The following is a 22,910-nucleotide window of genomic DNA, read 5'->3' as shown; positions in this document are numbered from 1 at the left end:
GTTCGCTTCTGTAATCACATTATTTTCAGTCTATCTGTTTATAAAATACTTTCTTTCAAAATTTTTTTCAATTCACTTTTTGCTTTGTTTTTTAGAAATCTTGCTCTTACAAAAAAATTATGGTATTATAGAAAATATGTTATCAGCTATCTGAAAAGCCTTCTATTTTTTACCTTAATAACTGATGTTGATTTTATTTTTATCATTTTTTATGCACTTATTCTAATTATCCTGAAGAATCTCAGTTATATCTTTTGCGATATAAAATACTATCATTCAGAATCCGCCAACAAAATTGCTACAAATATACTCATCTGCCGTAAACAGAAGAAAGGAGAATCTGCCATGAGCTCACAATCATTTCGTTTCAGCCCCGAACACCCAACAGCTCAGAATATTACGCTTTTAAATACCTCTTCTTCCCGCTACGAGGGTGACTGGCCCAGTATTCCTCACTCTCATGCCTTTACAGAATTGTTCTATGTACGTGACGGTCAGGGAGATTTTCTGATCGAGGATCAGATTTTCCCAATCTCAAAGGACGATTTGGTCATCATTAATCCACATATCAATCACACTGAAATCTCCAAAGGGAGTCCTCCTCTGAGTTATTTTACAGTAGGTGTGGACGGACTATGTTTTTCCTTTAACGGTCATAAAGAGTATCGCATTTTTAACTGTCGTGAAAAGAAAACAGATTTGTTATTTTACTTTAATTCTCTGTTTCAGGAGCTGGACAGACAGTCTGAAGGATATGAAACCATCTGCAGTCATATGCTGGATATTCTGATTCTGCAGCTTCGGCGCATTACGGATTCACCATTTGAACTGATCACCGCCCAGCATCCAAGTAAAGAGTGCGCTCATATTAAGCGTTATCTTGACTCCAATTACGGGGAAAATATTACTCTGGATCACCTCTCAGAACTCAGTCATCTTAATAAGTATTATCTGAGTCATGAATTTACAAAATATTATGGGATTTCTCCTATCAATTATCTGAACCGAAAACGCATCGAAGTGTGCAAGGAGCTTCTGGAAAATACTGATTACGGGATTTCAGATATTGCGCATCTCACAGGATTCTCCTCTCAGAGTTATCTCTCCCAGAGCTTTCGCAAATCCTGTGGCATGACTGCAGGAACTTACCGTAAACTTAAGAAAAAAAGAAAGGATCCTATTTAATATCATGCAATACACATTTCCAAACTACTATAAAGAATTTTCCTGCATTGCAGGAGCCTGTCCGGATACCTGCTGCGCAGGATGGCAGATCGTGATTGACGATCAGACACTGAAGAAGTACCAGCACTTTAAAGGTCCATTCCGCAATCGCCTGCACAATGATATTGACTGGAAAGAACATGTTTTCCGCCAGTATAACAGACGCTGTGCTTTTCTCAACGAAGAGAACCTGTGTGATATCTACACAGAAGCAGGACCGGAAATGTTCTGCAGAACCTGCAGAAATTATCCTAGACATATTGAAGAATTTGAAGGTCTGCGTGAGATTTCCCTGTCGCTCTCCTGTCCGGAGGCAGCAAGGATTTTACTTTCCCAAAAAGAAAAGGTACACTTTATCACAAAAGAAAAAAAGACAAAAGAAGAAGTCTATGATGACTTTGATTATTTCCTGTTCACTGCACTTATGGACACCCGTGATATGCTTATAGATATCATCCAGGACAGAGCTGTACCCATGCAGAAACGTCTGTGGAAACTTCTGGCTGCTGCACATGATTTCCAGTTATGTGTAAATAAAAATGAACTCTTTAAATGGGAAGAAATGCGAAAACGACATGAAGATTCCGGATACGGAGATAGATTTTGCAGCAAAATTTACTCTCGTATAAATACAGATAACATAGAAAACAGTTCTGTTGCATCTGCCTGCGCAAATACACCAGAACAATTATTTAAAAAAATGTGGAAAACTGTTGTCCCGGAAATGGAGGTTCTGCGCCCGGGATGGCAGGAATACTTAAAGAATTGTCTGACTCCACTGTATAATGGAAATACAGATTCGCAGTCTGACTCCGGAAATCTTTATTCCTGGCAGAAAAGTGAATTTGATTTCTCTTATCCGGACTGGCAGATTCAGGAGGAACAGCTTCTTGTTTACTGGATCTATACCTATTTCTGCGGTGCAGTTTATGATGATGAGATCTTCGCCAAGGTGAAAATGGCAGTTGTGTGCACCCTGTTCATCCATGAATTAAATGTGGGAACCTATCTGAAAAACAACCGGCAGTTTAAGCTAGATGACCAGATCCGTATCTGTTATCAGTTTTCAAGAGAACTGGAACACTCAGATCTTAACCTGAACAGATTTGAAGAATTAATGTCTGAAAAAGAGATTTTCTCCTTTGAAAATCTGCTGAAAATCTGCTGATGCAAATAAAAAATCCAGTTATTATGAGCACTAAATCAATCGGAAGGCCTCTGATGGTCTTCCGATTGATTTTAATAATTAATATTGTCCTCTCATTACTGTATTTTCAGCATATGCCAGAATTCTATCTGTTTTCATTTAGAGCATGTTTGAAAAATCATTTCAACAATCTGTACGCTCTAATCTACGGATCATAGATACCAGATGTCCGGCACAATTTCGGATTTCTTCTTCTGTAAGTTTACCTTCTTTATATGCCTGGCGAATATTCTTATCATCATCCGGATTTCCAGGCATGATAATGTCATTGCCTGCTGCCACACATTTCCATGGAACGCTTCCATCTTCCGGAACTGTTGTGTTCCAGTCTGACATAATTGCTCCGTCAAATCCCCATTCTTTTCTGGCAACTGTCATGCACAGATCTTTGCTGTTCGCCGCATGAATACCGTTGATAAGATTATAGGAAGTCATAATAGAAACAGGATTTCCTTCTTTTACTGCAATTTCAAATCCGCGGAGATAGATTTCTCTGAGCGCACGTTCGGATACGCAGGAGTCAACACCCATGCGGTTATCTTCCTGATTATTACATGCAAAATGCTTGATTGTTACGCCACATCCTGACTTGCTCTGAACACCCCGGATCACTGCTGCTGCCAGCATCCCTGACAGATATGGATCTTCTGAATAATATTCATAATTTCTTCCACATAATGGGTTTCTGTGAATATTCATACCCGGTGCAAGCCACAGATTTACATGAAATTCTTCCATTTCTTCTGCGATTGCTTTTCCAAACTCTGTCATGAGATCTGTATCCCAGGTCTGTGCCAGTGCTGTTCCTACCGGAAAAGCAGTACAGTACTGATAATAAGTGTCTGCATTCTCATGATGCACACCAGGTTCCAGAATTCCATTTTCCAGTGAACCAAGAACTCCCATTTCATAGATGCTGTCTGTCTCTTTATCTACCTCATACCACTGTCTGAGGCGGATACCTGCCGGACCGTCCGCCATAACAAGAGACGGGATTCCATCCTCTTCCAAAGTACCGCAGGTTTCACCTGCTGATCCCGGTACTCGAATCCCTGCTGCACCAAGAGTACTGATATTCTCTGAAATCTTTCCATAAAGCAGAGGAATCAGCTCTTCTGTAGTTCTGTCTTCCAGAACAGAAACAAATCTTTTTTCTTCCTCTGTCAGATTTTCCTGATTTTTTCCGGCATTTTCCGATTTTGCCGGTATCATCGCAGGTTTAAAATAATATTCCGGAACCTGCGCTGTTATCAGTTTTTCCTGTCTCTGCACAGATTTTTCTTTCAATTCTTTTGTCAAATGAATCTGTTTCAGTTCTTCCTGAAGCGGGCAGATTTTATCCATCTGTTCCAGTACTGTATCATCTGAAACTACCAGAACTGCTTCCAGTTTCAGTTTGTCTGAACTGTTTCCGACCAGAATGCCATATTTGCCTTTTTCCACTATCCATGTATGTGTTTTCTCATTGAAAGAAGCCAGTTGTTTCTGCGGAATCTCAACAGTAAGTGTTTGTGTTTCTCCCGGCTTCAGAAGTCTGGTTTTTGCAAAACCTGCCAGTCTCTTATACTCTTTTTCCAGTTCTGTCTGCGGAAGCGTAACATAAATCTGTACCACTTCTTTACCAGCATATTCATTTCCTGTATTTGTAACCTGAACCTCTGCTCTGATCTTACTTTCTTCCATATTTATGCTGCAACACATCATCTCAAACATAGTATAAGAAAGACCAAACCCAAACGGAAACATCACCTTTTTGTCAAAGCTGTCAAAATATCTGTAACCTACATAAATACCTTCTTTGTATTTTTCCTTTTCCAGATTGCCATTCAGATACCCATACTCTTCTGAAGCCGGATAATCCTCGTATCGCCTTGCCCAGGTTGTTGTCAGTTTACCGCCCGGCACTTCTTTTCCCAGAAGTACATCTGCCAGGGCATCTCCCCCTTCCTGACCAAGCTGAGAAATATTTAAGATTCCTTTTATATTGTCTGTCTGTTCCAGAATATCTGTCAGCTCCACAGGACCACCTGCATTAAGAATAAGGATCACAGGTTTGTTCATTTCTGCAAGATAACGTAAATCTTCCTCTTCTCTCTCGCTTAAATAGTAATCTCCCTTTACTTTGCGGCGGTCTTTTCCTTCTCCTGAAATACGACTGATCACATAAATCACCACATCTGCTTCACAGATATCTTCCTCTGCCACCTTACGTCCCAGCGGCATTGCAAAAGGATTCTCTGCATAGGCATCAAAAGGATTATCTACTTTCTTAGCTTCTTCCAGAACTTTTTCTTTCCACGCCTCTCTCGCCTGCTCATAGCGATTGTGATAATCGCTGATCCAGTCTTCGCTTACAATTTTTACTCCTGCTTCTTTCAGTCCCTGATAAATAGAAGTATTCTTTCTGTTGTTAACATCTCCAGAACCAATTCCACCCTTTACGGTTTTCTCTGCTCCATACCCAAGAAGTGCAGCAGCTGTATCTTTCTTTAATGGAAGGATTCCTTCATTTTTCAGCAGAACAATGCCTTCTGACGCCGCTTTTCTGGCAAGCTTTCCATGCATCAGTTCTCTCTCTGACGGCTGTTCTTCTCTAGTTCCACTGTAAATCCATTTCTTCATATAATTATACTCCTGTTTTTAATATTATAATTCTCATGAAAAGAACCTCCATAGCATTCTCTCTATGGGGGTTCTTAATTCTCATTATTCTTTTACACCACCAAGTGTTACACCTGCAATAATGTATTTGGATAAAAGCAGATATACAATAATGATTGGCACGATCGCAACAGTGATCATCATGTAAATTTTACCCATATCAAAGTTCATATAATCAGCACCACGCAGAGTTGCAATCAGGATCGGCACTGTCATTTTGCTCTTTGACTGAATGATCAGGGCAGGAACGAAGTAATTGTTCCAGGATCCTACGAAAGTAAAGATTGCCTGTACTGCTACTGCCGGTTTCATGATCGGAAGTACAATACTGTTAAAGGTTCTGAATTCTCCGGAGCCATCAATTCTTGCCGCTTCTACAAGGGATAAAGGAAGGGAAGACTGAAGGTAACTGTACATAAAGTAAAAGACTGCTGGAGATGCAATGGATGGAATGATCAGCGGAAGTAAAGAGTCATACATTCCCATCTTTGTGATCAGTCGTAAAAATCCCATTGCTGTTACCTGTGTAGGCATAACAAGAATTGCCATAATAAAGGTAAAAGCTGCTTTCTTCATTTTAAAATCATAAGCATATAGACCATAAGCTGTCAAAGAAGAAAAATATGTACAAAGTGCAGCACTGCAGGAAGATACAACAACACTGTTAAGAATACCGCGGAACATCGGGAAACTTCCGTCATTTGCCACATTCTTCAGATTCTCAAGAAAATATTTTCCGGGAAGTGCTGAAAATCCTTTCTGCAGATCCGCATGGGAACGTGTTGCATTTACAATCAGAATGTAAAAGAAAAACAGACACAGGAAGGATAAAAAGATCAGCACAAGATGAACAAAAATACTGCGCACACGACCTGATGTATTTGGTTTCATAGTTTATCTCCTCCTTCTTTCTTCTTTTGCTTTTTTCTTTGCAGCTTTCTTAGATCCGTCCGGGTCTGTGTCATTTGTCATCTTATATACGATCATACATAAAATACCGCTGACAATAAACAGATATACGGACAGTGCACCTGCCATACCATAGTTCTTGCTCTTTAAGTGGCTGTTCAGGAACATAATCAGAGTCATAGATGTACGGTCCGGATTTCCCTGTCCATTTGTAAGAATCTGAGGAACATCGAACATCTGAAGACCACCGATGATAGATGTGATCAGTGTATAAGCAAGGATCGGACGGATCAGCGGCAGTGTGATATAGAAAAATCTCTTGATACTGTTACAGCCATCCAGTTCAGATGCTTCAAAAATATCCATACTGATACCCATAACAGCAGCCATCAGCATAATTGTTGTATTACCAAACCACATCAGGAAGTTCATAAATCCGACCAGAGATCTGGTTCCGATTACAGAACCCATGAAATCTATCGGATTTTTAACCCATCCCAGAGACATCAGAATAGAGTTAATCGGTCCGTTGGTAGAGAACATGGTAAAGAACAATAATGCAAATGCAGAAGCCATGATCAGGTTAGGAAGATAAATAACAACCTTGAAAAACTGCTGTCCATGGATCTTCAGACGCGCATCTGTAAACCAACATGCCAGAACCAGTGCGATCACAATCTGCGGTACAAATCCGATTACCCACAGAATCAGTGTATTAGCACTGTATTTGAGCATATCTGACTTCAACAGACTCAGATAGTTTGCAATTCCAATAAAATTCGGTCCGATTTCTTTAATTCCTGAACGATAATATTCATAGAAACTATAACGTACAGTATCTACCAGCGGAATCAAAGAAAAGATTAAAAAAGTTATAAAAAATGGAAGGATAAAGATGTATCCCCATTTTGCATAGCTGATGCTTTTCTTTTTTTTCATAGTTCAGCATTCCTTCCTTTACATATTAGCGCCAGACACACATCGCGTTCATGTGTGTCTGGCAAATACAAATGCATCTGTACAGGTTATTTACACCTGAAACTTTTTAACTGTCAATTCAAAAGCGTTTATTATTCAGCCCAGTTAACTTCCTGGATTTCCGGATAACGTTCTTTGATTGCTGTTTCAAAGTTTGATTTTGCTTTGTCATAGTCTACCTGACCCTGGAAGTAATCGCTGAAAGCGTTCTGGAGCAGTTCTACACATCCCTGGTCATAAGCAGAAAGTGGTGCGATCTTGATGTTCTCTGCAACCGGTGCGAAATATTCAAATGGATTCTGTCCGCCAAGGAAGTCAGATGCGAAAGTATCATCTGTTGCAACTTCCTGCATACCACTCTTTGTATTTGTAAAGTCAGAATAATCTTTGGAAATCTTTAATAAATTGTCCTTATTTCCTGTCAGTGCAAGAATGATATCTTTTGCATGTTCCGGATTATCTGTTCCTGTTGCTGCATGGATGTAAGAACCGCCCCAATTGTATTCCTGTGGTGGATTTGTAACAGCCCATTCTCCGTCTTCTCCATCCCAGTTTGGTTTCAATGTAAAGTCAATTCCCCATGCCGGGAAGAGGAATGCAAATACTTTGGATTCAGATCCCATAGCTTTGTTCCAGTCATCATTCCACTGACCTTTTACAGTTTTGTTCAGGTATCCTGCATCCAGCCATTCTTTGGAATCTTTGATCCAGTTCATTACCTGCTGGTCCACATTAACAGTTGTTGCACCGTCTTCTACCCATGGCTGGGAAATGCTGTTTCCATACAGTCTGAATGTATCAGCATAAGAAGCAAATGTGTAATATCCTTTTGCTTTCAGTTCTTCAGCTGTAGCTTTTGCTGTATCCCAGTCTTTCATTCTCTTGCCTACTTCTTCAGGATCGTCGGTTCCGAACACATCTTTGGCAATATCACGACGATATACAAGAAGTCCAGGGCAGCACTGCCATGTAGATCCTCTCTGTACTCCATCTGCATCAGATGCAGTTGTTTTTGTAAAGTCATACTGATCTGCAAGATCTTTGTCAGGATCAATTCCAAGATCTTTCAGAGGCATTGCCACATCCGCTGCTGCATCTGTATATTTGTATACATAATCTGTTTCTGATAAGAAGATATCTACCTTATCATCTGCTGATGCATCAGCCTGATTCATAAGAGCTTCATCAAGTTTCTGCTGATAAACACCATCCTGATTTGGATTTATGATCCAGTGAATTTCTGTTCCATCCTTTAATGTTGTTACTGTTCCGTCTTTGGATGTTTCTTTTACTTCAGGATATACTGCTTCCAGACGCTGACGGAATTCATCATTCCAGGAATAAATATTGATTACTTTTCCTTCTTCATCTGCATGTACGATTGTAGCGGTTCCGCCCATTGTACCTGCAATTACGGATGCTGTAAGTAAAACAGCTAATGCTTTCTTTTTCATTAAAAAAGCCCTCCTTTTTCTTTTTTTCTCTTTGTGAGTTTCTTGCCTCACCTGATGTATCAGATTATAGCTTAAACTGCTTTTCGGGTATATTATAATTTCCACCAAAATGTCAGATTCATGACCTCATTGTGTTCTTTTTATATACAGACAGATTTTGTCATTTAATAAGGAAATCTTTCCTAAAATCATAATCTTTCTGTTTTTTTATTAGTATTTTTGTATAAAAAGTACCATTTTTCTATAAATCAGCCAGATGAATATTCGCAATCTGATTCATTACCTGCTCATATATTTTTCTGAAATTGTGTTATTTTATGTCATGATTCTGATACTTACTTCATGTTTCTTATTTCCGAAAGATCTCATTTCCGATATAATTTCCATACAATATTTATGGAAGGAGAAAAATGTTGAAACATATTAAGTTTATTGATAATCATGGAAGCTTTTGTGTGAACAGACCGGAAAATACCAGTTATCTTTATTTTCCTCTTGCATCAGAAGCAGGTCTGAAAAGTTCCGTCACACCAGTGCTTGGAGGTGACAGCAAAATTGATCAGGATACCTTCCTGCTGGAACCGGTCAGTTCCGAAAATCTTCATAACAATCGTTCTTCCAGAAATTTCTGGATCGTAAAAGAAGGACACATTCCTTATTCAGTAACAGGTTCCTCTGCTCAGCAGGAAGCCGACCGTTTTACTGACAGGCAGGAAGACAGTGAACTAACCGCCGGATTCATGTGGCAGACTTTGAAAAGGACTTCCAGAGAACTTGGGCTCATCTCCACAGTTACTTCTTTTATCCCCAAAAGCGATAATGTGGAGATTATGTATGTGACGGTTGAAAACCAGACAGATACTGTACAGAAATTTACTGCATATGGTGCAATTCCTGTTTACGGAAGAAGTGCGGATAACATTCGTGATCATCGAAATGTCACTTCCATGCTCCATCGTATCGAGACAACAGAACATGGAATCAACGTCTGCCCCACCATGTCATTTGACGAGCGGGGACATCAGCCAAATCATAAAATCTATTATGTAAATGGCTGTTCCGGAAAGGGAGAAAATCCGATTTCCTATTATCCGACTGTAGAAGATTTTATCGGAGAAGGTGGTACCTATACACATCCACGCACAGTATATGAAGGATATAAAGGAGTTCCCGCACACAGTCTGGCAGCAGGAAAGGAAGCAATGGGTGCTTTCTGTTTCTCATCTTTCACACTGGCTCCCGGTGAAAAAACAGACTTTATTTTATTATCAGGTATTGCCGACAGTAAAGAAGAAATTGAAAATATTTTTGAAAAATACAATACTTCCGATAAAGTAAAAAATGCACTGGAAGAAACCAGAATTTACTGGAAAAAACAGGTAAACGTTGACTTCCACACACAGGATCCTGACTTTGACAGTTATATGAAATGGGTAAGTTTCCAGCCATTCCTGCGCCGTTTATTTGGCTGTTCTTTCCTTCCTCATCATGATTACGGACGTGGTGGACGCGGATGGCGTGATCTGTGGCAGGATTGTCTTTCTCTTCTGCTGATGAATCCTCAGAATGTAGGTGCCATGATTGAAAAGAATTATGGCGGCGTACGTATTGATGGTACAAATGCTACTATTATCGGAGACGGTGACGGCAATTTTATCGCTGACAGAAACGGAATCGCACGTGTATGGATGGATCATGCACTCTGGCCGCTAATCACGACCAGTCTTTATATTAATCAGACCGGAGATATAGAGATCCTTAAGAAACAGGTTCCTTATTTTAAAGATGCACAAACCATGCGCGGCACAGAAATTGATACTCTCTGGAATGACGCATATGGAAATAAACAGCGCACCGAAGACGGTCAGGTATATACCGGAAGTGTTCTGGAGCACATTCTGATCCAGCAGCTTGCCGCTTTTTATGATGTAGGTGTTCATAATATTTACCGTCTCCGCGGAGCTGACTGGAACGATGCCCTGGATATGGCAGCAGAAAATGGTGAAAGTGTTGCCTTTACCTGTGCTTATGCGGGCAATCTCCATACTCTTGCTTCCATATTACGCCTTATGGAATCTGCAGGCGAAACCAGTATCCCGCTGTCAGAGGAAATTGAAATCCTGCTGAACGACCAGACAGATATGTTTGACAGTGTATCTGAAAAGAAAAAGATTCTTACTGAATATGCCAAAAGTTGCAGGCATAACCTAAGCGGCAGAAAGAAAAACTTCTCTCTCTCCACACTTGCTGCCAACCTGATCCAGAAATCCAACTGGCTGACAGATCATATCCGTTCACAGGAATGGATTGATGGCAAAGACAGCGAAGAAGGATGGTATAACAGCTATTACGATAATCATGGAGAGGCAGTGGAAGGTTTCCACCATGAACAGGTGCGTATGATGCTCACAGGCCAGGTTTTCTCTATTATGGGAAATGTTGCCACTGATGCGCAGATCAGGAAAATCGTAAAAAGCGCAGATCATTATCTTTACAGAAAAGAAATTGGCGGTTACCGCCTGAACACAGATTTTCAGGAACTGAAGTTTGATATGGGACGTATGTTCGGTTTCGCTTATGGCGAAAAAGAAAACGGTGCTGTTTTCTCTCATATGGCAGTTATGTATGCAAATGCCTTATATCAGAGAGGCTTTGCAAAAGAAGGCTGGAAAGCATTGCGTTCTCTGTCTGATACAGCTCTCGACTTTGATACCAGCCATATTTACCCGGGAATTCCTGAATATTTCCGTTCAGACGGACGTGGCATGTATCATTATCTGACAGGTGCTGCAAGCTGGTATCTTTTTACCATGATCACAGAGGTCTTTGGTGTCCGTGGAGTTTTCGGAAACCTTCTGGTTCATCCAAAACTTCTGGCAGAACAGTTCGATGAAGCAGGAACTGCTTCTGTCTCTGTTACTTTTGCAGGAAAACAGTTCCATGTTACCTACCGAAACACAGACAGAAAAGATTATGGTTCTTATCATATCGCCGCTGCGGACTGCGACAAAACAGCAATAGAAATCGTAGAAGATTCCCATATTATGATCTCCAGAGAATTTATTAACAACCTCTCTTCTGATCTTCATGAAATTACAGTGACACTTGCCTGAAAACAATAGCTGCTCAGCCTCCATAAAAGCAGTCGACAGGCGCAGTTATAAATATTGTTCTAACAGAAAGGATTTACTATATGAAATACGGATATTTTGACAATGAAAACCGAGAATACGTGATTACTAATCCGGCAACACCTGCACCATGGGTAAACTATCTGGGTTCCCCGGAGTACGGTGCAATCATTTCCAATAATGCAGGGGGCTACAGTTTTGCAAAATCCGGTGCAAACGGACGTATCCTGCGCTATGTTTTTAATAACTTTGACCAGCCGGGACGTTACATTTACATTCGCGATGACAGATCATCAGACTTCTGGTCTGCATCCTGGCAGCCTGCAGGCAAAGATCTGGCTCAGTATAAGAGCGAATGCCGTCACGGAATCGGTTATACAAAAATTTCTGCCGACTACAGCGATATTCACTCAGAAGCCCTTTACTATGTTCCTCTTGGAAAAAGTTATGAAGTATGGGCATTATCTGTGACCAATCATTCTGATCACGAAAGGAACCTGACTCTCAGCGGATATGCAGAGTTTACCAACCACAGCAATTACGAACAGGATCAGGTTAATTTACAGTACTCTCTTTTTATTTCTCGTACACTGTTCGAAGGAAACAGAATTACTCAGCAGATTCATGGAAATCTTGATGCAATTCCTGAAAATGAGAATGTAGATGAGAAAAATGTGACAGAACGTTTCTTTGGACTTGCAGGTGCTGAGGTTTCTTCTTACTGTGGGGACAAAAATGAATTTCTCGGAAGTTACCATGGATATGGAAACCCTGAAGGTATTGTCTGTGGTGATCTTGGTGATAAGACAAGCTATAATGAAAACTCCTGTGGTGCTCTCTCCTGCAAAATAACTCTTAAAGCAGGTGAAACCAGAACAATTGCTTTTCTTCTTGGAATGAAACCGTCATCTGAAGCTGCTGAAGTAATCAGATGTTACGAAAATCCGGCTCCAACTGTAGCAGAAGAACTGGAAGCATTAAAAGCTGACTGGAACAGTAAGCTTGATAATCTTAAAGTCAGCACTCCAAGTCCGGAATTTGATACTATGATTAATACCTGGAACGCATACAACTGTTTTATGACTTTCATCTGGTCCCGTGCAGCTTCCTTCATTTACTGTGGACTCAGAAATGGATACGGATACAGAGATACTGTACAGGATATTCAGGGAATCATCCATCTGGCACCGGAAATGGCACTGGAAAAGATTCGTTTCATGCTGTCTGCGCAGGTAAATAACGGTGGCGGACTCCCTCTTGTCAAGTTTACTCACACACCTGGAAAAGAAGATACTCCGGATGATGCTTCTTATGTACAGGAAACCGGCCATCCGGCTTACCGTGCAGATGATGCATTATGGCTTTTCCCAACTGTATATAAATATATTTCAGAAACCGGAAACACTGCTTTTCTTGATGAAGTGATTCCTTTTGCCAACAAAGAAGAAGCTACTGTATACGAGCATCTGAAACGTGCAGTTGCCTTCTCCCTTGATCACCTTGGACCTCACGGAATGCCCGCCGGACTTTATGCAGACTGGAATGACTGTCTCCGTCTGGGTGCAAACGGAGAATCTTCTTTTGTTGCTTTACAGTTCTATTATGCAATGACAATCCTGAAAATCTTTGCCGAATATAAAAAAGATACAGAATATGTACAGTATCTTGAAGAAACTCAGAAAGCATTTGGCGAAAAAGTTCAGGAACTGTGCTGGGATAACGACCGCTTCGTACGTGGTTATACAGAATCAGGAGAAAGAATCGGTGAAGCTGCTGCTCCTGAAGCAAATATGTGGCTGAATCCTCAGAGCTGGGCAGTTATCAGTGGTCTTGCTACCCCGGAACAGGGAGACGCAGCACTAAATAATGTATATGAACGTCTGAATACGGAATATGGCGCAATCCTTATGGATCCTCCTTACCATGCACATGCTTTCGATGGTGCACTGGCAGTTATCTATAATCAGGGTACCAAAGAAAACTCCGGTATTTTCTCCCAATCCCAGGGCTGGCTGATTCTTGCTGAAGCACTCCGCGGTCATGGAGAACGTGCTTTTACCTATTTTATGGAAAATTCTCCTGCTGCGCAGAATGACTGTGCCGAAATCCGTCGTCTTGAGCCATACTGCTATGGTCAGTTCACAGAGGGAAAAGCAAGCAAACACTTTGGACGCTCTCATGTTCACTGGCTGACAGGAACTGCTTCTACTGTAATGGTAGGATGTGTGGAAGGTATCCTCGGGCTTCGCCCTGATCTTGAAGGACTTCGACTGTCTCCTTCTGTGCCAAAAAGCTGGAAACACTTTGAGATTGAGAAAGTTTTCCGTGGAAAACAGCTTCATATCTCTGTAGAAAATCCAAACGAAAAAGAATCTGGCTGCTGCAGTCTGGTTCTTAACGGACAGAAATTAGCAGATAATTATATTCCTGAAAAACTTCTTCAGGATAAGAACGAAGTCATATTAACTCTTTAATCTCCCGATATTACCAGATGAAAATAAGCGGCCGACTTACAGAAAATTTATATTCCCTGTAAGCTAGCCGCCTGTTTTACTTATCTTAATATTTTGATTAATCCTGTTCTTTTTTCAGTTCCGACTCTGATGCGACACAAAGTTCTTTTTCTATATCCCAGTGTATCATATAATGTTCATCCCTGTATTTGCCCGGTGTCATTCCCGTAACTTCCCTAAACTGCTGGATGAAATGGCTCTGGGAAGAAAAGGAAAGACGGTTTGCAATCTCAATGATCGGATAATCACTGTACTGCAAAAGATTTTTCGCCATTTCTATCTTCTGTCTGCGGATATAGGCACTGACCGATATTCCTGTTTCTTTTTTAAATAATCTGGAGAGATAGCTCGCAGATACTCCAAGTGAATCTGCAAGATCTTCTATTGTAATTCGTTCTTTGATATGAGAATAAATGTATTCTTTACTTGCGTTGATATGTTTAGAATAAGTGTTGTCTCTGAAATATCTGCGCATTTTTTCAGTATAATCCATCACCATCTCATCATGAAGGCTCTGAACCTCTTCTACTGTATGAATGCCATCCAGCTTTTGAATATAAAAATCACTCAAGCGAAATGCCTGTTCCATCTCCATTCCATTTTGTTTACAGAGTCTGGTTATCATTGCGGTAGTGATAACAAAATGATATTTCATATTTGTGACCGCATTCTTTGACAGTACTCCCACACCATCACACTCTGTAAATCTCTGCCGTTCACAATTCTTCTTAACAGTTTTTATATCTCCACTTGCAACTGCACGATAGAACAATAATTCCTCTGTCGGTTCTCTGTGCTTAATTTCATCAAACTCATCTTCTGCCTCAAAAAGAAGCCATTCGTTCTGATAACTCATATGTCTCTCCTACGCCAATGCCAGCAATTCTTTTCCTTCTTTCAGTCTCTCATAAAACTGTATGTAGAAATCCTGATTTTGATCATATGGTTTGAGATAGAATCTGTTCACCACAAAGAGGTTCAGATTTCTGATCAGATCTGGATCCTCAGCATTGTACAGTACTTCCTGCACATCCAGCAGAAAATAATGCCAGTCATTTACAAATTTCTCATATTTTTTCAGATCCGGTGTGTCCACCCACTTCTTTACCTTGATCTTACTGCGGTTTGTTTTAGGACATTCGTGAATCTGAAGAATATATTTAAAACTGCCATTCTCGTAGAATCTTCCCAGCGGGAATAATCTGCAGAATCCCGGCCGAATAGAGTGGATGTGACAGCGTCCTTCACTGTTAAGGAATATACACTGTTCCTTCACTCCTGTCATCCGAAGATGCGGAAGGATATTTCCATCTGTCACTCCCAGTTCCAGATATTCCTGTAAAAGCTGCTCTGCTGATTTCTGTAATCCTGCCGACAATCTGTATACATCATATGGATCCAGGAGCACAGAATCTCCCATTCCCTGACAACAGTCACAGCAGCCTTCACAGTCATGGCAGTCTGCCTTTACCATATCATTAGAATCATATAATTTACCATCCGAAATCTCTTCCAGTGTCTGTTCTCTGCGCATATGCTATGCTTTTTCCTTTCTCTCAAAAAGCCTCTAATCCTGTAACACCCCAGTCTGAAGCAAGATCTTTCATACCTTCCAAAACTTCCTCCCTTGAATATCCGTTATCATCCAGGAAATCTCCATCCATATCATTCAGATACAGATAAAAGGTCAGTGCCAGTTCCAGATAGTCTACATCATCTTCTACCATACCCATATATAATTCGTTTTCTGCTTCATTGATCTTGCCTTCTTCTGCCAGTTTCATAATTGTAGCAAAAAGCCGGTCTGCCTCTGTGTAATCTGCTTCCTTCTCCGGAAGTTTGTAATTGGGCTGCTGCTCATGAAGCAGAAGCTTCGCGATCAGTCTTCCTACGTCCTGAATATTTCTTATCATATGATCATCCTGTACTGCCATAATATTATCTTCCCTTCTTTTTTATTTTACCTGGTACATCGTTTCGTAAATAACTATACCCATCGCATAGAATGCGGATTCGCAGACAAGAGAGTGATATAGTTATTCCAGTTTTAATCCTGCCAGTGCCTGTGCAAATGCATTATTCACCGGCTCCTTGGCTTCTTTCTGCTGCTGTCTCATATATTTTTGAACCTCACGCTTATTGACTCCTGCTCCCTCTTTGGCTCTTCTCGCCTGAAAAGCAGAGAGCTTTTCTTTATAGCCGCAGGCACAGATAAATGTCTCTTCCTTACCTTTCACATACATTTCCATACGTTTATGACACTTGGGACAACGGGCATTGGTAGTTCTGGACAGGGTTTCTTTATAACCGCACTCTCTGTCCTGACATACAAGCATTTTTGCATTCTTTCCATTCACTGCCAGAAGCTTCTTTCCGCAGTTCGGGCAGATTTTGTTTGTAAGATTATCATGCCTGAAGGTTCCCTGTCCGGTTTTGATCTCATCTACAATGTCACAGGTATAGTTTCTGATTTCTTTCAGGAAGGTTTCCTGTTTCATTTTACCTTTTGCAATATTTCCAAGCTTCATCTCCCAGTCTGCGGTCAGTTCCGGCTTGCGCAGTTCCTCGGGTACCAGTTCCAGAAGCTGCTTTGCCTTGGAGGTCAGATGGATTTCATTGCCTTTTTTCTCCATCAGAAAGCTGTTAAACAATTTCTCAATAATATCGGCCCTTGTGGCAACAGTCCCCAGACCACCTGTCTCACCGAGAGTTTTCGCTGCCTTTGTATCATGACTCTCCATATAGCGCACCGGATTCTCCATTGCTGCAAGAAGCGTTGCTTCTGTGAATCTTGCAGGTGGCTTTGTCCTGCCTGTATTCATGGATACATTCTCTATATGCAGTCTCTCACCTTTCTTCATCTGTGGAAGCTTCTGATCTTTCAATTTCTGTGCATCGTCAGCAGTATCCTCATCCTCTTCAGTGTCGTCCGTATTTTCATACACATCTTTCCATCCGGCACTTTTTACAACTTTCCCGCTGGCAGCAAAAAGTTCTCCAGCAACAATTCCCTCCATGCTCACCTGTTCATAAACAAAAGGCGGATACAGCACACTGAGGAATCTGCGAACTACCATATCGTAAATCTTACGTTCTTCATTTGTCATATGGTCAAGCTGCACAAACTGCTCCGTAGGGATAATTGCATGATGGTCGCTGACCTTTTTATCATCCACAAAACTTCCATTTGCACGAACAGGCTGATTCATCAGTGCGCCTGCCGGTTTTCTGTACGGTCCTGTTGCGCAGGCTCTCAGTCGTTCTTTAATTGTAGGAACAATATCCTTTCCAATATATCTGGAATCTGTCCTCGGATAAGTGAGTACTTTGTGATTCTCATACAGACGCTGCATGATATTCAGAGTCTGCTTTGCAGAATATCCATATTTCCGATTTGCCTCTCTCTGCAGTGTGGTCAGGTCATACAAACCCGGTGCAAAGGATTTTTTCTCTTTGCTGGTTACGGAAGTTACTTCCAAAGACTGATTTCTGAGAACATCGGAAATCTCCTCTGCCCGTTCTTTATTAAAAGTTCTGAAGCTCTTACTCTTTGGTTCCTTCCATGTCCAGGTGATATCACCTGCTTTCAGGGTGATTCCGTAATATTCCTTCGGCTTAAATGCCCGTATCTCTTCTTCCCGTTTCGCAATCATCGCCAGTGTAGGAGTCTGTACACGCCCGCAGGAAAGCTGGGCATTATATTTACAGGTAAGTGCCCTTGTACCGTTCATTCCCACCAGCCAGTCAGCTTCCGCTCTTGCCACAGCTGCTCTGTACAGATTATCATACTCATGTCCGTTTTTCAGATTTCCGAATCCTTCTTTGATAGCTTTGTCTGTAACTGAAGAAATCCACAGTCTGCGGATTGGTTTATGACAGTCCGCTTTGTCAAGAATCCAGCGGGCTACCAGTTCACCTTCTCTTCCGGCATCTGTGGCTATTATAATATCGTTTATGTCTTTTCTGTACAGCTGCGTTTTTACTGCATTGTACTGTTTACCGGTCTGTCGAATAACTACCAGCTTCATTCGATCCGGCATCATGGGAAGTGTGGATATTTCCCATTTCATATACTTCTTATCGTATTCCTCAGGATCTGCCAGCGTAACAAGGTGTCCAAGTGCCCAGGTGACTACGTAATCTTTTCCCTCAAGAGTACCATTTCCTTTCTGTGTACAGTGAAGTACTCTGGCAATATCTCTGGCAACAGAAGGTTTCTCTGCTATTACTAATGATTTCATAAAATAAATAACTCCTTATAAAAATCTACAGTCAGGGTTTCTGATATCCCTGACCGTTGATTTCGGGCAGCTGTCCATTTATTTTTGGCATCTGCTTATATTTAAGATGTCAGGATCAAAAGCTATTTTGCTTTGCTCTTTGCAACTCCTGCAATTCTCATATTTAAAAGTATAGCATAGATAAATTCCTGTTTCCAGTTATTCTTTAACTTTATTTCATATTAATTTTATATCCGACTCCGCGAACTGTCTCCACCAGCTCACCGGCACTTCCCAGTTTTTGTCTCAGTGTTCGGATATGTACATCAACGGTTCTGCTCTCTCCGTCGAATTCATACCCCCAGACCTGATTCAGAAGCTGGGTTCTGGAAAGTACAGTTCCGCTGTTTTTCAGAAGCAGACATAATACTTCATATTCTTTTAATGTAAGATTTACATTCTTTTTATCTACAGTTGCAATATGTCTGGAAGGGCAGACATAAAGGTTTCCTGTCTGATATTCTTCTGCGCCGTCATCTTCTGCTCTTCTTAATAATGCGCGGATCCTTGAGATCAGTTCCATCATGCGGAATGGTTTTGGAATATAGTCATCTGCCCCGCTGTCAAGACCTACCACTGTATCATATTCACTGCTTTTTGCTGTCAGCATGATAATAGGAAGTTTACGTGTATCCGGACGCATACGCAATTTCTTCAATATGGAAATCCCATCCTCTTCCGGCAGCATCACATCAAGGAGCAAAAGTGCAGGTTCTTCCTTTTCCATGGCTTTCCAGAAGTGAGAAGGTCTTTCAAATCCTTTTGCTTCAAATCCCTGACTTTTCAATGTATAAATCACCAGTTCACGTATACTCTCATCATCTTCTACCAAATATATCATTTTTTTGTTCTCCATTTACAATTATTTGCTGAATGCCATAAGCCGAAACCAGTATACAATCTCCGGAAACAACATGACATTTTCGAAAATCACTATAATTTCTCCGGCTCAGTTGATATCAGTATAATAAAAAGCCGTAAAATCTTTGTTCTGCTTTATGTTAAAACTTTGTAAAACGCTACACTTTATTGAGAATTTTTTTATAAAATTTTTATATACTTTATGAGAAAATTTATTTGTAAAAGCAGTATGAAGATGTTATGATATGGTATGGTATGAAATAATTCTCCAAAGAAGGTGAAATTTTGAAACGTTTTATTTCCAAATACCGGCATGGACTTGTGATTGCTGTTTACAGCATCATTTATATCCTGCTCTTCAGTTACCTGGAGCACAGACCGGTTCACAGCTATCATATCGTACATACAGTATTTGATGACTGGATTCCATTTTGTGAGTTCTTTATCGTTCCTTATATGCTGTGGTTTCCATACATGATTCTGGCTGTGATTTATTTTATATTTTTTAACAAAAACAAACATGAATACTATCAGCTGGCATTTAATCTTATGATGGGAATGACTGTTTTCCTGATTGTTTCCTATGTTTATCCAAATGCTCAGCACATACGTCCGACCGAATTTCCAAGAGACAATATCTTCACAGATATAGTAAAATGGCTGTACAGTACAGATACTCCTACGAATATCCTGCCCAGCATTCATGTGTTCAACTCTCTTGCAATCCATATGTCGCTTACAAACTGCGAAACACTGCGAAATAAAAAATTTATAAAAGCAGCATCCTTTACCCTGACCGCGCTGATCATCATGTCCACCATGTTCCTGAAACAGCATTCTGTGATTGATGTATGCATGGGTGCAACACTTGCATTGTTTGGCTTTCTGGTTTTTTATCCGAGAAGAGTTTCCGTTTCTTCTGAATCTGTCTGCTTTAGAGAAGTAAAGAGAAAAAAGAGCGAGAATTAGAAAGATTTAAAAAAAGCAGAATCTTTGAAGTACATTTTTGTCTTTCAGAGATTCTGCTTTTTTACAGTTATAACAATTTCATAAAATATTTTCCCAAAACCGATATCCGGATGTGAAGCTTTTACGCATCAGTTAAATCCATAGAATTTCTGGCTGATTTTGTAGGCTGCCACTGACATTTTTCTTCCACCTCTTCCCGGAAGGTTCATGACTCTTCCGAAAAGACTGTGACGCAGTTTTCTGTATACCTGTTTATTCTCTGTCCTGATATATTCCAGAAGTTCTTTCTTCTTCTGAAGGGACTCTTCTGTATTGGCACGTATCAGCATAATGGAAGAAATAGTTGTAATAATATCCAGATAGCTGAACATATACGCTTTCAACTGCTTATTTGTATTTTTACAGTTGATATATGCATCTACCATGAGTTTGTTTACCCGGATCTGCTGGTCAATACGTTTGATCATCACTTTCTCATTTACAGACTGGTCATCTCTCCCGATAAAATAACGGTAGAAATTCACATCCAGATAATACAGATTCTTTACATACGGAAGAGGTTCAAAAGCAAATAGATTGTCTACATAAAATGTATGCTTCGGCAGTTCCAGATTGCATTCATGAAGCAGTTTTGTACGATAGATCATGGAGTGCATCAGAAGATATTTACCTTTCGGCATGTGTTTCACTTCTTCCCATCCAAATATTCTGTCCTGCGGCAGGCATTTGCGGTACTGCATGATTTTCTTACGGGTTGCGCCCTGTTTCTCATATACAAAATTACTGATCAGAAGGTCAACTGTCTGTGGACCTCTGAGCAGTTCATATAAAGTTTTCAAAATCTGTACATACGCTTCTTTATTTACCCAGTCATCACTGTCCACTACCTTGAAATACAATCCTGTAGCATTTCTGATCCCTGCATTGACAGCTTCTCCATGACCACCATTTTCCTGATGGATTGCCTTTACAATTGTCGGATATTTCCTGGCATAGTCATCTGCAATCTCAGCAGTTCTGTCAGAAGATCCGTCATCTACTATAAGAATCTCTACTTCTTCTCCTCCCACCAGTAATGACTCTATACAACTCTCCATATAATCCTGGGAATTATAACATGGAATCGCAATACTTAACAGTTTCATCTTGTTTCCTCCTTGATATACTTTGCATACGCTCCAAAAGCAGATGGAATTGCGTATTGTTTACCTGACTGTTCTTTACTTACAAAAATGAGTTCTTTATCCTGTGTTGTCTTTAGGGATGATACCTTTATTCTGTATGCCTGCATTCTCCATTCAATATGGGAGAAAATATGTTTCGCAGGCGGAAGTTCTTCTATATATAATGGATCAAGTCCCAACTCTTTTACGTACAAAAGCGCATCTTCGCTTTTTAAATGTCCCTGAATATTTGGCAGTTCATATAAGCCTGCCAAAAGTCCTTTCTCAGGTCTTTTCCTGATAGCTGTGCATTCTCCGTCCTGAATGATAAACACAGTCCTGTTGTCCTGTGTTCTGGCTTTCTTAGGTGCTTTTACAGGAATCATATCCGCTTTATCATGTCTGTGAGCCAGACAGGTAAATGCAATCGGACATTCTGCACATTTCGCCTGACCGTTGGGAACACATATCACAGCTCCCAGTTCCATCAGTGCCTGATTAAAGTCTCCCGGACAATCTGAGGGCATGATCTGCGAAACCTGCTGTTCTATTTTTCTGCGGACAGACTGCCGGCTGATGTCTTCCGTACTCTCTGTAATTCTGGAAATCACACGCAGTACATTCCCGTCTACAGCCGGAACCTTTTCCCCATATGCGATCGATGCAATGGCACCGGCTGTATAACTTCCTATTCCCTTTAACGACAAAAGCGCCTGATAATCTTCAGGCAGTCTGCCATTATATTCATCTTTTACAGTTTTCGCCGCTTCCTGCATGTTCCGAACGCGGTTATAATATCCCAGTCCCTCCCATAACTTCAGAAGTTTCTCTTCAGGACATTCCGCCAGTGACTGAATATCCGGGAGTTCTGTGATAAATCTCTGAAAATAGGGTTTCACTGCCTCCACTCTGGTTTGCTGCAGCATAATCTCCGACACCCATGTATAATAAGCATTGTCCTTATCTCTCCATGGAAGAATCCTCTTATTATCCCTGTACCATTTTACCAGAGGCCGCACAATCTCTTCAAGTACCATAATTTATCTTTTCCTCGTTTATTTACTGTTCACTCCATTCTCAGTAACGCCGCCAAAATTCATTTCAGATTACCTGTGGCAATTGGATTTTGGCCTGTATGTCATTTTATCACAAAACAGAAAAAAACGCTAATACATAAAAATAAAAAGGACCGTACACATTTTACCGTATCTCGATCCTTCTTGTCTTATTCATTATTTTTTACATTTTAATTTCAAATAACACACAAGCCCGACAATAATGATCAGAAGTGCTGCTATGTAAGCTATTTTAAAGGCCAGTGCTGTAGTAAAAAGATCTATAGCAGAAACAACGCCAATCAAAATAAGCGCAACTCCACTTGCTTTTGCCATCTTCTCTTCATCATAAAGCTTCTTACTGATGTCCGAGTTTCCACCTTTCAGGAAAATATCCCCATGTCCTGTCAGAAGCATTATTCCTACTATGAAAGCGGCAATTGTCAGTATGATGTTTAAAGAATCAAAATTCATAACCTTCCCCTTTCTTTCTGCATTTTACCAT

General features: G+C 40.5%; 17 protein-coding genes. 5 read left to right on the top strand and 12 right to left on the bottom strand.

All coding sequences use genetic code 11. From position 1 onward, the window contains the following. Window positions 1–345 precede the first annotated feature (345 nt). Both LJE11_RS03485 and fliB read left to right on the top strand, forming a co-directional pair. Window positions 346–1,185 (top strand): AraC family transcriptional regulator, encoded by an 840-nt coding sequence (locus LJE11_RS03485; RefSeq protein WP_008704021.1) that lies wholly within the window; start codon window positions 346–348, stop codon window positions 1,183–1,185. Window positions 1,186–1,189: 4 nt separating this feature from the next. Continuing rightward, the gene (gene fliB / locus LJE11_RS03480; protein WP_055059511.1) at window positions 1,190–2,392 is read left to right on the top strand and encodes a flagellin lysine-N-methylase; all 1,203 of its coding nucleotides are present in this window, start codon (window positions 1,190–1,192) and stop codon (window positions 2,390–2,392) included. A gap of 162 nt (window positions 2,393–2,554) precedes the next feature. On the opposite strand, the gene LJE11_RS03475 is transcribed toward fliB, so the two are convergent. The 4 genes from LJE11_RS03475 to LJE11_RS03460 form a co-directional block, all read right to left on the bottom strand. After that, complete coding sequence (locus LJE11_RS03475; RefSeq protein ID WP_227295532.1) at window positions 2,555–5,053, bottom strand: glycoside hydrolase family 3 protein; 2,499 nt, start codon at window positions 5,051–5,053, stop codon at window positions 2,555–2,557. 84 nt (window positions 5,054–5,137) lie between these two features. Next, window positions 5,138–5,983 (bottom strand): carbohydrate ABC transporter permease, encoded by an 846-nt coding sequence (locus tag LJE11_RS03470; RefSeq protein ID WP_008704027.1) that lies wholly within the window; start codon window positions 5,981–5,983, stop codon window positions 5,138–5,140. Window positions 5,984–5,986: 3 nt separating this feature from the next. Further along, a complete protein-coding gene (locus LJE11_RS03465; protein ID WP_008704028.1) occupies window positions 5,987–6,940 on the bottom strand; it encodes a carbohydrate ABC transporter permease in 954 nt (317 codons plus the stop codon). Between the two features lie 131 nt (window positions 6,941–7,071). Beyond that, the gene (locus LJE11_RS03460) at window positions 7,072–8,433 is read right to left on the bottom strand and encodes an ABC transporter substrate-binding protein (protein WP_008704029.1); all 1,362 of its coding nucleotides are present in this window, start codon (window positions 8,431–8,433) and stop codon (window positions 7,072–7,074) included. Window positions 8,434–8,846: 413 nt separating this feature from the next. Between LJE11_RS03460 and LJE11_RS03455 the strand changes: the two genes are divergently transcribed. Both LJE11_RS03455 and LJE11_RS03450 read left to right on the top strand, forming a co-directional pair. Then, entirely contained in the window at window positions 8,847–11,546 is a 2,700-nt protein-coding gene (locus LJE11_RS03455) for a GH36-type glycosyl hydrolase domain-containing protein (protein ID WP_118616643.1), read from the top strand. A gap of 80 nt (window positions 11,547–11,626) precedes the next feature. Then, window positions 11,627–14,038 carry a GH36-type glycosyl hydrolase domain-containing protein gene (locus LJE11_RS03450; protein WP_118593109.1) on the top strand — a complete coding sequence of 804 codons (2,412 nt, stop codon included), beginning with the start codon at window positions 11,627–11,629 and terminating at the stop codon, window positions 14,036–14,038. 97 nt (window positions 14,039–14,135) lie between these two features. On the opposite strand, the gene LJE11_RS03445 is transcribed toward LJE11_RS03450, so the two are convergent. The 5 genes from LJE11_RS03445 to LJE11_RS03425 all read right to left on the bottom strand — a co-directional run bounded on the left by LJE11_RS03445 (window position 14,136) and on the right by LJE11_RS03425 (window position 19,198). After that, complete coding sequence (locus LJE11_RS03445; protein ID WP_008704032.1) at window positions 14,136–14,933, bottom strand: helix-turn-helix domain-containing protein; 798 nt, start codon at window positions 14,931–14,933, stop codon at window positions 14,136–14,138. A 9-nt stretch (window positions 14,934–14,942) separates the two neighbouring features. Next, entirely contained in the window at window positions 14,943–15,611 is a 669-nt protein-coding gene (locus tag LJE11_RS03440; protein WP_025580046.1) for a YkgJ family cysteine cluster protein, read from the bottom strand. A 22-nt stretch (window positions 15,612–15,633) separates the two neighbouring features. Further along, window positions 15,634–16,011 carry a DUF6483 family protein gene (locus LJE11_RS03435; protein WP_008704036.1) on the bottom strand — a complete coding sequence of 126 codons (378 nt, stop codon included), beginning with the start codon at window positions 16,009–16,011 and terminating at the stop codon, window positions 15,634–15,636. Window positions 16,012–16,113: 102 nt separating this feature from the next. Then, window positions 16,114–18,318 carry a DNA topoisomerase III gene (locus tag LJE11_RS03430; protein ID WP_022381016.1) on the bottom strand — a complete coding sequence of 735 codons (2,205 nt, stop codon included), beginning with the start codon at window positions 18,316–18,318 and terminating at the stop codon, window positions 16,114–16,116. 211 nt (window positions 18,319–18,529) lie between these two features. Next, window positions 18,530–19,198 carry a response regulator transcription factor gene (locus LJE11_RS03425; RefSeq protein WP_022381017.1) on the bottom strand — a complete coding sequence of 223 codons (669 nt, stop codon included), beginning with the start codon at window positions 19,196–19,198 and terminating at the stop codon, window positions 18,530–18,532. Window positions 19,199–19,503: 305 nt separating this feature from the next. Between LJE11_RS03425 and LJE11_RS03420 the strand changes: the two genes are divergently transcribed. Then, window positions 19,504–20,187 (top strand): phosphatase PAP2 family protein, encoded by a 684-nt coding sequence (locus LJE11_RS03420; protein ID WP_022381018.1) that lies wholly within the window; start codon window positions 19,504–19,506, stop codon window positions 20,185–20,187. A 128-nt stretch (window positions 20,188–20,315) separates the two neighbouring features. Here the strand turns inward: LJE11_RS03420 and LJE11_RS03415 are convergent, their stop codons facing one another. The 3 genes from LJE11_RS03415 to LJE11_RS03405 all read right to left on the bottom strand — a co-directional run bounded on the left by LJE11_RS03415 (window position 20,316) and on the right by LJE11_RS03405 (window position 22,879). After that, a complete protein-coding gene (locus LJE11_RS03415) occupies window positions 20,316–21,332 on the bottom strand; it encodes a glycosyltransferase family 2 protein (RefSeq protein ID WP_022381019.1) in 1,017 nt (338 codons plus the stop codon). Then, window positions 21,329–22,387 carry an A/G-specific adenine glycosylase gene (gene mutY / locus LJE11_RS03410; RefSeq protein WP_022381020.1) on the bottom strand — a complete coding sequence of 353 codons (1,059 nt, stop codon included), beginning with the start codon at window positions 22,385–22,387 and terminating at the stop codon, window positions 21,329–21,331. Before mutY ends, LJE11_RS03415 begins: the two co-directional genes overlap by 4 nt. Before the next feature lie 195 nt (window positions 22,388–22,582). Beyond that, window positions 22,583–22,879: a DUF3784 domain-containing protein gene (locus tag LJE11_RS03405; protein ID WP_022381021.1), complete on the bottom strand. Its 297-nt coding sequence runs from the start codon at window positions 22,877–22,879 to the stop codon at window positions 22,583–22,585. Between the last annotated feature and the right edge of the window lie 31 nt (window positions 22,880–22,910).

This window comes from Blautia sp. DFI.1.216 (assembly GCF_020594215.1).
Lineage (GTDB): Bacteria > Bacillota > Clostridia > Lachnospirales > Lachnospiraceae > Blautia_A > Blautia_A wexlerae.
This window is presented reverse-complemented; position numbering and strand designations above follow the sequence as displayed.

Coding starts and splice junctions, on each gene's coding strand:
- LJE11_RS03470 (WP_008704027.1), bottom strand. CDS start 5,983: ATGAAACCAAATACATCAGGTCGTGTGCGCAGTATTTTTGTTCATCTT.
- fliB (WP_055059511.1), top strand. CDS start 1,190: ATGCAATACACATTTCCAAACTACTATAAAGAATTTTCCTGCATTGCA.
- LJE11_RS03445 (WP_008704032.1), bottom strand. CDS start 14,933: ATGAGTTATCAGAACGAATGGCTTCTTTTTGAGGCAGAAGATGAGTTT.
- LJE11_RS03475 (WP_227295532.1), bottom strand. CDS start 5,053: ATGAAGAAATGGATTTACAGTGGAACTAGAGAAGAACAGCCGTCAGAG.
- LJE11_RS03450 (WP_118593109.1), top strand. CDS start 11,627: ATGAAATACGGATATTTTGACAATGAAAACCGAGAATACGTGATTACT.
- LJE11_RS03465 (WP_008704028.1), bottom strand. CDS start 6,940: ATGAAAAAAAAGAAAAGCATCAGCTATGCAAAATGGGGATACATCTTT.
- LJE11_RS03425 (WP_022381017.1), bottom strand. CDS start 19,198: ATGATATATTTGGTAGAAGATGATGAGAGTATACGTGAACTGGTGATT.
- LJE11_RS03485 (WP_008704021.1), top strand. CDS start 346: ATGAGCTCACAATCATTTCGTTTCAGCCCCGAACACCCAACAGCTCAG.
- LJE11_RS03430 (WP_022381016.1), bottom strand. CDS start 18,318: ATGAAATCATTAGTAATAGCAGAGAAACCTTCTGTTGCCAGAGATATT.
- LJE11_RS03435 (WP_008704036.1), bottom strand. CDS start 16,011: ATGGCAGTACAGGATGATCATATGATAAGAAATATTCAGGACGTAGGA.
- LJE11_RS03405 (WP_022381021.1), bottom strand. CDS start 22,879: ATGAATTTTGATTCTTTAAACATCATACTGACAATTGCCGCTTTCATA.
- LJE11_RS03415 (WP_022381019.1), bottom strand. CDS start 21,332: ATGAAACTGTTAAGTATTGCGATTCCATGTTATAATTCCCAGGATTAT.
- mutY (WP_022381020.1), bottom strand. CDS start 22,387: ATGGTACTTGAAGAGATTGTGCGGCCTCTGGTAAAATGGTACAGGGAT.
- LJE11_RS03440 (WP_025580046.1), bottom strand. CDS start 15,611: ATGCGCAGAGAACAGACACTGGAAGAGATTTCGGATGGTAAATTATAT.
- LJE11_RS03460 (WP_008704029.1), bottom strand. CDS start 8,433: ATGAAAAAGAAAGCATTAGCTGTTTTACTTACAGCATCCGTAATTGCA.